The sequence below is a fragment of the Streptodolium elevatio genome (assembly GCF_040649515.1).
Taxonomy (GTDB): domain Bacteria; phylum Actinomycetota; class Actinomycetes; order Streptomycetales; family Streptomycetaceae; genus Yinghuangia; species Yinghuangia elevatio.
The window spans coordinates 19,518-31,100 of the sequence record NZ_JBEZFP010000021.1; the positions used below are offsets into that span (position 1 = coordinate 19,518).

Genomic DNA, 11,583 nt, shown 5'->3' on the forward strand with positions numbered 1-11,583 from the left:
GCCGCCGCGATAGGCCACGCGCAGTTCGTGTGGTTGGCAGTACGCCAGTGAGAGCAGTGCCGCAGTACGCGACCTGCCCACTGGGCCGCAGATGATCATCGAGGGAAGAACGGAGGAGCCGAGCGCCATCAGGATCGCCCGGGCGGAGTATTGAACCCGGGTACCGCAGGACATCGATAGTGAGGTGGTCTCCGGTCGAGCAACAGCGATCCCCGCAGGTCCGACGGCATCACGGTCGGGCGAGCGGAAACAGAATGTCGGTGCAGTACCGAGGCCGACAGATGGTGTAGCAGTTCCTTCGGGGCCCTGGTGCCATATGGCGCCAGGGCCCCTCCACGCGTTCCAACGGAGAGGTGCAAATGACAGCTGGTGACTCGTTCGACCGTCTCGACGACGACGATTACCCCGCGTACACCATGGGCCGGGCCGCCGAGATGCTCGGCACCACGCAGGGCTTCCTGCGTGCGATCGGTGAAGCCCGCCTGATCACCCCGCTGCGGTCCGAGGGCGGACACCGCCGCTACTCCCGCTACCAGTTGCGTATCGCCGCCCGGGCCCGGGAACTCGTCGACCGCGGCACCCCGATCGAGGCCGCCTGCCGCATCGTCATCCTCGAAGACCAGTTGGAGGAAGCGCTCCGGATCAACGAGGAGCTCCGCAACGAGCACCCGCCTGCCGGGCGGGACACGACCTGACCGGCCGCCCGGCCGACCGGCCTGGTTGCGCCGGGACCTGCCGGTGCGGGTTCCGGTTAGGCGGGGTTGGGTGCGGGGGCGCCGCTTGGTGCCGCTGTCTCAAGGGCGGTCGGCACGCAGGGCGCGGCGTCGGGGAGGACCCGGCACAAGAAGCCGAGCCGGGCCATGGCCCGGCTGACCTCGTCGGCGGTGAAGTCCCGGCGGTCCTGGCGGGTGAGGACGCCGCCGACCTGCTTGACGGGGTATCGGCGGCGACCGATGACGACGGAACCGCTGGTGATGGGCTCGGGTTTGACGCCCTTCATGGACGCCAGGACCCCGTTCCTGGACAGCTCGAATGCGAAACCGGCGATGATGCAGCGCATGGTGCCTCACAGACGTGGGGAAGTGGCGGCGAAGGCGGGGCCATCAACGGCGCGGGGCGATCAATGGCGCAGGGCGATCTACGGCGCAAGGTGGCAGTGACCGGGCGTGTCACGCCGTGTGTCACGCGGCGGGTCGCGCTCCGAGGCCTGCCGTTGTCGTGGCGGTGAGGAACTGGTCCACACCGAAGACGTCCCGGAGGCGGATGCGGTCCGTGTAGGACGGGCAGTCGCGCACCGCGGCCAGCCGGACCCTGGTCACCAGGCCGATGCGTTGGTCGTCCTCGTCGCAGAGCAGCAGTGAATCGGCGCGGGCGCCGAACATCACGGACAAGGCCACCTCGACGGTCATGTCGCCCCCGACCCGCAGAGCCGGCAGGCACACGGCATCGGGCGGGATCGTGGGGGCCACGTACGCCGGGCCGGGCTGCATCAGGACAAGCGTCAAAGGTGTCTCCGAGGGGGAGTGGGCGGGCCCTTCCGGACAGGTAGGGCCCGGACGGCACGTGCTCAAGCGGCTGCGTCGGACGCGGCAAATCCTGTGTCCGTGCGTCGGATCACGCGGCCGCCCCCCGGTTCCTCGCGGTGCGGCTGCGGCGCCCGCGCGAGGCGGACCCGCCGCGGTTGGGGCGTTCCACTGCCGGCGCGGAAATGGTCACCGGAATGCCCGAGGGGGCCTGCGCGCCGGTGATGCGGCTCAACTCGGCGTCGCCGCAACGTACTTGGGTGGTCTGCGCGGTAATACCCGCGGCCGCCATCAGCCGACTCATGCCGCGGCGCTGGTCAGGCGTCACCAAGGTGACCACGCTGCCGGACTCGCCGGCGCGGGCGGTGCGGCCTCCCCGGTGGAGGTAGTCCTTGTGGTCCGCGGGCGGATCCACGTTCACGACGAGGTCGAGGTGGTCGACGTGGATCCCGCGGGCCGCGACATTGGTCGCGACCAGCACCGTCACATGGCCGGACTTGAACTGAACGAGAGTGCGGGTGCGGTGCGGCTGGGACATGCCGCCGTGCAGCGCCGCGGCGCGTACCCCGCTGCCCAAGAGGTGCCGGGTCAGCCGGTCGACGGCGTGCTTGGTGTCCAGGAACATGATCACCCGGCCGTCGCGGGCGGCGATTTCCGTGGTCGCGCGATGCTTCTCCGCGCCGTGCACGTGGAGCACGTGGTGCGCCATCGTGGTGACCGCGCCGGCGGACGGGTCGACGGAGTGCACCACCGGGTCGCTCAGGTAGCGGCGCACCAGGCGGTCGACATTGCGGTCCAGCGTGGCCGAGAACAGCATCCGCTGCCCGTCCGGACGCACCTGGTCCAGCAGAGCGGTGACCTGCGGCATGAAGCCCATGTCGGTCATCTGGTCGGCCTCGTCGAGAACCGTGGTGCCGACCTGGTCCAGCCGGCATTCCCCCCGGTCGATGAGGTCCTTGAGGCGGCCCGGAGTCGCGACGACGACCTCCGCACCGGCACGCATGGCGGCGGCCTGCCTGCCGATCGGCATTCCGCCGACCACCGTGGTCAGCCGCAGACCCAGCGCGCGGGCGTACGGCGTGAGCGCGTCGGTCACCTGCTGGGCCAGCTCGCGGGTGGGGACGAGGACCAGAGCCAGCGGACGGCGCGGCTCCGCGCGCGTTCCGGCGATCCGGGACAACAGGGCCAGCCCGAAGGCGAGCGTCTTGCCCGACCCGGTGCGGCCGCGTCCGAGTACGTCTCGTCCCGCGAGGGCGTTCGGCAGCGTCGCCGCCTGGATCGGGAACGGTGCGGTCACCCCGTGTGCCGCGAGGACCGGCAGCAACTGCACCGGCATGGCCAGGTCGGAGAACGCCGCGACGGGTGGGAGCGCGGGGGTGAGCGTCGTCGGCAGCGCGAACTCGCCCTGCGGCACAGGTCCGCGGCGGCCCTGCCCTCCCGGGCGTCCCGTCGCGCCGCGGCGGCCGGACGCGCCCGACACGTTGCGGCCGCCGTGTTGCCCCGAGCCGGGGCGGCCGCCGGTGGCGCCTGAGCGGCGGTTTTCTGTCCGTGTGCGATTCATGCGGAGCCTTCCTTGATGCGACCGGTGTCAAGGAATTCCCGCGGGCACGCACGTCGTGCGCAGAATGCGGGAGAATCGCAGAAACAGGTCGAGTGAATTCGTGGGTCGCCGACTGCGCCGCCCGGGTCGGGGCGGGGGCGGCGGGTCCGGAAAAAGCGACGCCGCAGGGTTTCGCGGGAGATCGCGGCGAAGTGCGCCCGCCGGAAAAAGGCGGAGTTCCGGTCGAACGCCCGGAGTGACTCGAGTGCCCGGAGCACTGGGAGCACTCGGAGCACTCGGAGCGCTCGGAGCGCAGGAGCGCCCGGGGCCCGGAAACAGAAGCGAGCCGGGGCCCGCACCCCAAGGTGCGGGCCCCGGCTGAGCCGAACGCGTCAGGCGTCAGGCAGGAGGAGTCAGGCGGGAACGATGTTCTCCGCCGTCGGGCCCTTCTGGCCCTGGGCGACGTCGAAAGTCACCTTCTGGCCCTCCTGCAGCTCGCGGAAGCCCTGGGCGGCGATGTTCGAGAAGTGGGCGAAGACGTCCGGGCCGCCGCCGTCCTGCTCGATGAAGCCGAATCCCTTTTCCGCGTTGAACCACTTCACAGTGCCGGCAGCCATGTCGATCTCCTTCGGGGCAGGGCCCGGGGCCCGCACGATACGGACCCCGCGTCGCCGCGATGATTTCCCGCCGGAGAATGCCGGACACAAAAAAGTGCTCCCACCGGAGGAAAAACCACGGCGAGGGCACTTGAAGTTTCTGGGAACCACAACTGCAACTGAGAATGACAGTAGCACGCTGCGACCGTTTTCGTGCGCTCGGCGATTCTCCTCGGTATGTCGTGCGAGAAATCCTCATCGCACGGCACGGCGATTTCTGTGCTCGCAACCACACATATTCGGTCCCGGCCCTCGGCGTCGAGGACGCCGGTGGACGCGTTCACGATGGTCGCGCCGAGGAGGCGGGTTACGCGGACCGTCGGTCACGCCGGGGCGCAGGCCGCACGGGCGCCGCCGCGCCCATGGGGGGCCGGTGCCGTGTTAGGTGACCGCCGTTTGCGTGCCGCCGCGTGCTTCGCCCGGACCGATAACCGGCAGTTCGTGAGCGGTCGACAGATCGGCCCGGGATCGACGGCGGTTTCGTCGCTCGCGTTCGTCCACCGGCATCTAAGGTCGGGAGTCCGGCTACGAGGGAGTCGTGAATGGCGCGCGGATTCGGGGAGTTCTTCCACACGGCGACCGGGCATCGCCCCTACGCCTATCAGGCCGACCTCGCGAAGAGCGGGCTGCCGCGGTCCGTCCGAGTGCCATCGGGAGGCGGGAAGACCGCTGCCGCCGTGCTGGCCTGGCTGTACCGGAGGTTGGTGTCCGCGGTCGAGGAGACGCCGCGGCGATTGGTGTACGTGCTCCCGCAGGGCCGCCTCACGGACCACACGCACGCGAGGATCGCCGAATGGCTGTACCGCCTCGGGTGCGCGGACGAAGTGGATCTGCACTTGCTGGCCGGCCCGGAGTCACAGAACGGGACCTGGCGTCGGCACCCCGAGCGCACCGCGATTCTGGTGGGCACGCACGACGGGCTGCTGAGCCGCGCCCTGATGCGCGGGTTCGCCGACGCCCGGGCGATGGCGCCCGTGTCGTTCGGGCTCCTCAACACCGACGCGCACTGGGTGTTCGACGAAATGCACCTGTTGGGCCCGGGGCTGCCGACGAGCGTACGGCTGCAGTCGCTGCGCGAGTCGCTCGGCACGACGGCGCCGACCGGCAGTTCGTGGATGTCGTCGACGTGGGACGGGGACGCGTCGCACGTCGCGGCCGTCGGCGACGACGCAATGGGCGCCCGCCTGGGGGCGGTTCGACGCGTCAGGCGACTGCACCCGGCCGCGGACCCGGAAGGCTACGTACGGGACCTCGTCGACGCACTCGGTTCGGCGCACGTGCCCGGCACGCAGACCATCGCCGTGCTGGACTCCGCCCGACGGGCACGTGAGGTCTACAGCGCGCTGCGTACGGCACACCCGGGCCGCGAGATCGTGTTGGTGCAGCCGTACGCGCGTTCCGTCGACCGTCGCGATCGCGCACGGGATCTGGAAGATGCGGGCCTGGACCGAATCCTGGTCACCACGGGGGCACTTGACGTCGGATGCGACGTGTCCAGCCGTACGCTGTTCACCGAACTCGCCCCGTGGAGCGCGCTCGTGCAACGCGCCGGTCGGTGCAATCGCCACGGCGAACACCCCGATGGCGGGGACCTGTTGTGGTGCGTTGCGCCGACGGCAGGAAGGGCAGGTGCGGGAGTCGTACGCTGGCTGGACGCGCACGAGGGCGAGCCGGTCACCACTGCCGACCTGTTCCACGCGGATGTCGACCACGACACCCCGTCTTCCCAAATGCTGCACGAACACGACGTGTTGGCGATGTTCGACAACGCCCGCGGCGCGGCTCCGACCGACGCGAGTCCGTGGATCTGCGCCGACGACGATCGCACGGTCTTCGTCGCGTGGCGCGCCTGGGAGTCGGGGATGCCCGCGGAGGACGAGCCGGAACCCGCGCGCATCGAGCAGTGCGAGGCCCCACTCGCCGACGTACGGGGACTGTTGGACGGCGGGGCGTGGCTCCGGGGGCCTGCCGACGGCCGGTGGCGGCGCGCCCAGGCCGACGATCTCCGCGCCGGATCAGTCGTGTTGGTCGACTCGGCACGCGGCGGCCACCTGCCCGGGGTGGGGTGGGCGCCCGAGAGCACAACGTCGGTGCCTTCGCTCTCCACGGGACGCGGGATCGCCGCTTTTCAGTGCGTCGCGTGGGTGAGCCTCGACCGGCACCTGCTGGAGACCGAGGAAGAGGCGCGTGCGCTCACGGCCGCGTTGACCGGGCTCACCGAGGGACAGCGGGAAGCAGTCGCCCGTGCGGCGAGGTTCCACGATCTCGGCAAGTGCCACGGCGTGTTCCAGGCCATGCTGCGCGACGGCGGCGGCGATCCTCCGGACCACCTGCTGGCCAAGTCCAAGGCACCGTGGAACAACGGGGTTTCGGCGCGCCCGTACTTCCGGCACGAACTCGTCAGCGCACTCATCCTGCTGAACGGCGAGCAATGGCACACTCCTTGCGTCGACCCCAGCCTGGTGACGTACCTGGTCGCCGCGCACCACGGCCAGGTGCGTGTGTCGGTGCGCCCCGAGGCCGCCGAAACCGTCGAGGCCGCGCCGACGCTGCTCGGTGTCCGCGACGGCGACCGTACGCCCCCGGTGACCGTCTCCCCAGGTGACCACTTCCCCGCGCAGTCCCTCGACACCGAGGTGTTCCGCCCCGGCGGTGCGTGGACACCGCGGGCCTTGGCACTGCGGGACCGCGGCGATCTGGGACCGTTCCGGCTCGCCTATCTGGAGTCCCTGGTACGGGTCGCCGACTGGCGGTCCAGCGCCCGACACGACGGTCCCACGCCGGAACCTGCGCCGGGACCCGCACCCGAAGCCGCGCCGGAACCCAAATTCTGAGCCGTGCCGCCGGCTCCCCGACCCGGTGCCGGTGGCAGGCGCACGGGCCCTGCACGCGGGCATCAAGGCCGGCACCTACGCCGAACTCGACTCGGGACACTTGGCGCTCTTCCAACAGCCCGATGAACTGGTGCGCCTGGCAAGGGCCTTCATCGACAGGGTCGCCCCCACCCCCCAACCCACAACCCGCCCAAAAGGACGCTACTAAGCTCTTGGTGTGCTCGAACCCACCCCGCTTGCCCCCGAACCGTCCCACATCCAGCCGGTCCACCCGCGACCGGAACCACAGTCCCTCGCCGAAGTGCGCCGTCACATCGACGAGATCGACGCCGAGCTCGTCGCGCTGCTGACCCGCCGTCAGTCCCTGGTCCGCACCGCCGCCACGTTCAAGACCGACGAGCAATCGGTACGCGCCCCCGACCGCGTTGAACGCGTCATCGCCGGCGTACGCGCCAAAGCCGAAGCCGCCGGCCTCGCCCCCGAGGTCGCCGAAGCCGTCTGGCGGGCCATGATCACCGCGTTCATCACGCTAGAACTCGCCGAACACGACCGCATCAACCCGGCCCCCCCCCGAAGATCCGGCCTGACCCGCGGCCTGGACTGCTGGAACGGCGCAAGGGGCAGTGATGCTGCTGACCCGGTCCTGCCCTGTCGAAGCTCCCAGGAAGTGACAACTGCGGTGGAGGGTCGGGCGGCTGCGGCGCGTATGTGGCCCGGCAGGTGAGGGAGTCGGCCGAGGAGTGCGGCTGGCCCTTTTCGGTGCGGTATCTGTGTAATCAGCACGGTGACGGGGTGGGGGCATGGCGGAGCGATTTGGCTTCGGCGTGGTGCTGGCGCGGCTGCTGGCCCACAGAGGGCTGAGTGCGCAGCAACTGGCCGATCGTGCCGGATTGCCGGCCGACGAGGTCCGAGCGGTGATCGCGGGGGCGGCCCCCGGCGAGGGGTTGCTCCGGCAGGTCGCGCCTGCCGTGGGTTTCGAGGCCGTCGACTTGTTGGTCCTCGCGGGGTTCGCGGTTCCGGACGAGATGGCGCCGCTGGATGCCGCCGCTGGGCTGCGGGCGCCGTACATCGTGATGGACGCGGTGCACCTTTCTGTTGCCGAGCGGAGTGATCTCCTGGGGCTCATTCGCTCGCTGCCGCAGGAGATACGTCCGTCGATCTTCACCGCGAAACGGCTGGCGTCCCACACTGGTCCGGGCGGTTGGATCATCCGTATGCTCCAGTACCGCAATTTGGATTGGGTGGGCATGGCGCGGCTACTGGCGGTGGTGACGCCCACCTGCTTGTCAGCGTCCACGTACGGGGTGATCGGCGGCGGCCGCAAAGAGTTGACGCCCCGCCTGGTGACCGATTTCGCGGCTTTGCTGGGCGTCGACGCCCGGGAACTGGCCGCGCTGACGGGCGTCCACTTGGCTGAGGAGCCACCGCCCCCGGCCCCGGAAGCCGTCGATGCCGCCGCGCTGCTGTGGGAGGTGCGGCGCCTCTCCGAAGCCCAGGCCAGGCACGTCTCCGAGCTGGCGCGGTCCATGCGCGGACCCTCCCGCAGCGGGTACATCCTCAACCTGCCCGGTTCCTGACAACGCCTGGGAACGCATCGCGCGGACGGATCAACCGACCGGCGAGACGGCGAGACCTACACCCGATCCCAGCCGCCAAGAGATAGGTGGCAAACCGCGACGCGTGGGGCGAATGCGCTCGGACCGTGTGGGACCGCCTCCGCCCATGGCCGACACGTCGGCTTGATACGTGTGCCGCAGTGGGGCCGGACCGGGACCGTTGCGGTCATCGAGGTGGGCGTCGCCGGGGTGCTCGGGTGGCGTCCGTGGGGGTGTCGTCGGGGCCGGAGGGCCGGTCGGTGGCGTGGGTGGCCTCGGTCAGGCCTTGTGCCTTGGCCTGCTCCTTCTCGGCTTTGCCGGCGTTGCGGCGCGGTCGGTTGCCGGTCAGACGTCCGGCGACTTCCTTGGCCCTGCCTTTGAGTTCGTTTTTCGCGCTCTTGAAGCCCATGTTCGGACCCCTTCCCCGGCCGGAAGCGATCACGCCGACCATGATCGGCCGACCCGGGGACAGTCGGGGTCAGCGTCGCCGGTGGGGTGAGTCGGCTTCGGTGGCGTGCCACGTGGTGATGGGGGAGGCGCCCTCGCCGCGAGGGGGTGTGCGGTGGTCCCGGGCGAGGGAGCGGCCGAGGGCCACGGCCGTGGCGGTGGCGGCGGTGCCGAGGGCGGTGAGGGTGATGCCTGCCGCGGCGCTTCGCGTGGGGTCGTTCCAGGAGGAGGCGTACAGCGCAAGGGCGATGACGTAGAGCGCGAGGGCGAAGCTGTTCAGTGCCGCGTGTGTCGTTGCCGTGTGCCGGGCCGGTCCGCGGGTGGGAATCACGTGCCTGAGGTCGCGTACGCCGGGGAGCGCGGCCAGGACGGCGCCGGCGACGCCGAGGGCGTTCATGGAGATGGCGTAGTCGAGCCAGAAGCTGCTGTGGTGGGCTCCGTACGCTGCGTACCCGATCAGGGCCCCGAGGTAGCCGGCGATGGGCAGCGGCGCCAGCATGCGGTGGGCGGGGCGCTTGGCTATCGCGGTCGGTTTGCGGGTCATCGTGCCTCCTCACCCGGCCGTGTGAACGTCGGCCGGTGTGGGCTCTTTGCCCGCAACCGTGCCCCCCACACCCCGCCGGCACCTGTGCTGTGCATCGCACTACGAAGTCGGTGAGGGGGCGGATGCTGCGTTCCGCCGGCGCCTTGGTGAGGTCTCCGCGACCGCCTGGCCCGGCGGGTGCGAGGCTTTGACGGTCCAGGCACCAGTACGACGTCCGGGCGCCGCGCCCGGTACGCAGCTCTACATCCAGATGGCAGCGCACGCTCCGACCGCCGGCCGCGGTGTCGGGTGTCCGGGTGGGTTGTGCCTCGTTCTGGTGGACCCAGGCACGGTGGACCGGGGTCGAGCAGGGCTCTGGGTGGGGCGGGCGGCGGCTCGCAGGATGGAGGGCATCCGCCGGTCGTCGCCGGTCACGACCACGACGGCCTCACTCGCAGGGGAGCCTTCCATGTCGAACACGCTGACCATCGTTGCCGCGTTCACCGCCAAGCCGGGCCACGAGCAGCGTCTGCGCCGGGAGTTGGACGCGATGATCAGGCCGTCGCTGGCCGAGGACGGCTGCCTGGGCTACCAGCCGTACGCCGACCCGGCCCGCCCCGATCGGATGATCATCGTCGAGGAGTGGGCCGACGAGGCCGCTCTTGAGCACCACTTCTCGCTGCCGCATTTCGCGCACGTCGCGGAGGTCCTGGGGGAGATTCTCGCGGAGCCGTTCACCCTGCGGCGCCTGACCGACGTCCCCGCCTGATCCGGCATAAGCCGCACGCGTCCCACGGGCCGTACTCCCGAGTCGCACGACAGGGGTACGGCCCGTGGGTGGTCCCCGTGCTCCGGGCATCGCGGCCTCGAATCAACGGGTGACAGGGCGGACGGTCGTGGAATCAGCCCTCGTCGCCTTGGGCGCCGGCATCGGAGCGAGGACGGTGGTCGGTGCCGATGCCGGCGGTGATGGTCAGGATGGACGTCGGCCCCGTCATGTCGACAGCGTGCCAAATCCCGGCCGGGTTGACGGTGGCCTCGCCCGGGCCGAGCAGAACGCGGTCGGGTACGCCGTCCACGTCGCGGGTGACCGTGACCGACCCGCTGAGGCAGACGACCAGTTCGTCGCCGGCGGGGTGGTTCTCCCAGTGGTCGCCGGGGCCGTCGCCGTCGATGATCGCCACCAGTCGGCCCTCGGCGCCGTCTGCCGCGACCGCGGCACTGTAGGCCTTGAGCACCTCCGGGTCCCAGGCGAAGCCCTCGATGGACTTTGCCCGCGAGCCAAGGCCGAGGTGCACGGGGGTGGTTCGGAGGTCGATGGCACTGCGTGTGTGGTTGACGAGTTCCATACCGGCGATCGTCACACCGCAGTGTTCGGATGGTCTTGAACGAATGGGAACAGACGGCGACACGGCGGGCACTCGGCTGGCGCCTATGCGGTCCCGAGCGAGCCTTCGCCTGCGCGGCTCCCGAGGAGGACTTCGCCGCGACGCCAGGCCGTCGGCGTCCGGCCGGTGAACTCGCTCCAGTCCCGTACGAGATGGGCCTGGTCCGCGTAGCCGGCAAGGGGCGCCACAGCGGCCCACGGGAGGGGATTCCGCGCCGTGGCCAGTTCGTGGGCGTACTCGAAGCGCAGTACTCGGGCGAAAGTCTTCGGTGACAGGCCCAGCTCACCGCTGAACCGCTCGGTGAGGTACCGACGGCTCCAGCCGAGTTCCGCGGCCACCGCACCGACCTGGACGCGCCCCCGCGCGCCGACGAGGCGGGACCAGGCCTCCGCCACCTCGGGTCGCACCCGGCGTACGCGGTCGCTGCCACGATTGACGGCCCGCAGGAACAGTTCGTCCAGCGCGGTGAACCGCGTCGCCCATGTCGTGGCCGTGCGGAGCCGGTCGACCAACTCGACGCCCAGCGTTCCGAGAAGCTCGTCGAGCGGGACCAGTTGGTGAGCGAGTTCAGCGGCGGGCAAGCCGTATATGGCCCGTGCCCCGAGTGGTGTCAGCGATACCTGCACGCCTTGCTGGCGCCCGTCGTGGTGGATCGCGGCGGACCGGCACCGCAGACCTCCGGCCACGGCGGTGAATTCGTTGACCGGCGACCCGTCGTCCACGCCCGCCGCCACCTGCAACGGACCTGACAGTCCGATCACCGTCGTGAGCGCCCGGCTCGGCGGGCCGCAGTGCACACCTGCCGGAAAGGCGCGCAGGTCGAAGCCGACGTACGAGTCCACGTACCGCCGCAGCGCCGGCGCCGGACGCGCACCGATCCCGATATCCGCGCGATCCTCCACACACCCCAGCGTACGAGCCGGCGCGACCGGCAGGGTTGCCCGGGTACGGGGGCGTGTGCAGGTGGACAGAGCCCATTGCCGAAGCCGCCTTTTTGGTGGGCATGGGTGGCGGGGGATCGTGGTGATGCGAGTGGAACGCCCTCGGCCATTCCTGCCGGTGCGCAAAGGGGGTTGG

General features: G+C 70.7%; 13 protein-coding genes. 5 read left to right on the forward strand and 8 right to left on the reverse strand.

What is annotated here, in order from left to right; translation table 11 throughout:
• Positions 1 to 359 precede the first annotated feature (359 nt).
• The gene (locus tag AB0C36_RS10955) at positions 360 to 695 is read left to right on the forward strand and encodes a MerR family transcriptional regulator (RefSeq protein ID WP_358352334.1); all 336 of its coding nucleotides are present in this window, start codon (positions 360 to 362) and stop codon (positions 693 to 695) included.
• Positions 696 to 751: 56 nt separating this feature from the next.
• On the opposite strand, the gene AB0C36_RS10960 is transcribed toward AB0C36_RS10955, so the two are convergent.
• From AB0C36_RS10960 to AB0C36_RS10975, 4 genes are all read right to left on the reverse strand, one after another.
• On the reverse strand, positions 752 to 1,060 hold the full coding sequence (locus AB0C36_RS10960) for an SCO5918 family protein (protein ID WP_358352336.1): 309 nt from the start codon (positions 1,058 to 1,060) through the stop codon (positions 752 to 754).
• 121 nt (positions 1,061 to 1,181) lie between these two features.
• On the reverse strand, positions 1,182 to 1,505 hold the full coding sequence (locus AB0C36_RS10965; RefSeq protein ID WP_358352338.1) for a CBS domain-containing protein: 324 nt from the start codon (positions 1,503 to 1,505) through the stop codon (positions 1,182 to 1,184).
• A gap of 109 nt (positions 1,506 to 1,614) precedes the next feature.
• The gene (locus tag AB0C36_RS10970; RefSeq protein ID WP_358352339.1) at positions 1,615 to 3,084 is read right to left on the reverse strand and encodes a DEAD/DEAH box helicase; all 1,470 of its coding nucleotides are present in this window, start codon (positions 3,082 to 3,084) and stop codon (positions 1,615 to 1,617) included.
• 392 nt (positions 3,085 to 3,476) lie between these two features.
• Entirely contained in the window at positions 3,477 to 3,680 is a 204-nt protein-coding gene (locus AB0C36_RS10975) for a cold-shock protein (RefSeq protein ID WP_358352341.1), read from the reverse strand.
• A gap of 581 nt (positions 3,681 to 4,261) precedes the next feature.
• Between AB0C36_RS10975 and cas3g the strand changes: the two genes are divergently transcribed.
• The 3 genes from cas3g (at position 4,262) to AB0C36_RS10990 (ending at position 8,130) form a co-directional block, all read left to right on the forward strand.
• Positions 4,262 to 6,553 (forward strand): type I-G CRISPR-associated helicase/endonuclease Cas3g, encoded by a 2,292-nt coding sequence (cas3g, locus tag AB0C36_RS10980; RefSeq protein ID WP_358352343.1) that lies wholly within the window; start codon positions 4,262 to 4,264, stop codon positions 6,551 to 6,553.
• Between the two features lie 217 nt (positions 6,554 to 6,770).
• The gene (locus tag AB0C36_RS10985; RefSeq protein WP_358352345.1) at positions 6,771 to 7,277 is read left to right on the forward strand and encodes a chorismate mutase; all 507 of its coding nucleotides are present in this window, start codon (positions 6,771 to 6,773) and stop codon (positions 7,275 to 7,277) included.
• 76 nt (positions 7,278 to 7,353) lie between these two features.
• Positions 7,354 to 8,130, forward strand: a complete 777-nt coding sequence (locus AB0C36_RS10990; protein ID WP_358352347.1) for a hypothetical protein — start codon at positions 7,354 to 7,356, stop codon at positions 8,128 to 8,130.
• Between the two features lie 205 nt (positions 8,131 to 8,335).
• On the opposite strand, the gene AB0C36_RS10995 is transcribed toward AB0C36_RS10990, so the two are convergent.
• Together AB0C36_RS10995 and AB0C36_RS11000 are read right to left on the reverse strand one after the other, a co-directional pair.
• Positions 8,336 to 8,557: a CsbD family protein gene (locus tag AB0C36_RS10995; protein ID WP_358352348.1), complete on the reverse strand. Its 222-nt coding sequence runs from the start codon at positions 8,555 to 8,557 to the stop codon at positions 8,336 to 8,338.
• Between the two features lie 69 nt (positions 8,558 to 8,626).
• The gene (locus AB0C36_RS11000; RefSeq protein WP_358352350.1) at positions 8,627 to 9,139 is read right to left on the reverse strand and encodes a DUF2231 domain-containing protein; all 513 of its coding nucleotides are present in this window, start codon (positions 9,137 to 9,139) and stop codon (positions 8,627 to 8,629) included.
• Positions 9,140 to 9,587: 448 nt separating this feature from the next.
• Here AB0C36_RS11000 and AB0C36_RS11005 point away from each other — a divergent pair, with 448 nt between their 5' ends.
• Positions 9,588 to 9,887: a putative quinol monooxygenase gene (locus AB0C36_RS11005; RefSeq protein ID WP_358352352.1), complete on the forward strand. Its 300-nt coding sequence runs from the start codon at positions 9,588 to 9,590 to the stop codon at positions 9,885 to 9,887.
• A 133-nt stretch (positions 9,888 to 10,020) separates the two neighbouring features.
• Here AB0C36_RS11005 and AB0C36_RS11010 read toward each other — a convergent pair whose 3' ends face one another.
• Positions 10,021 to 10,467, reverse strand: coding sequence for a cupin domain-containing protein (locus AB0C36_RS11010; protein WP_358352353.1), 447 nt, complete (start codon positions 10,465 to 10,467; stop codon positions 10,021 to 10,023).
• A gap of 83 nt (positions 10,468 to 10,550) precedes the next feature.
• Positions 10,551 to 11,408 carry an AraC family transcriptional regulator gene (locus tag AB0C36_RS11015; RefSeq protein WP_358352355.1) on the reverse strand — a complete coding sequence of 286 codons (858 nt, stop codon included), beginning with the start codon at positions 11,406 to 11,408 and terminating at the stop codon, positions 10,551 to 10,553.
• Between the last annotated feature and the right edge of the window lie 175 nt (positions 11,409 to 11,583).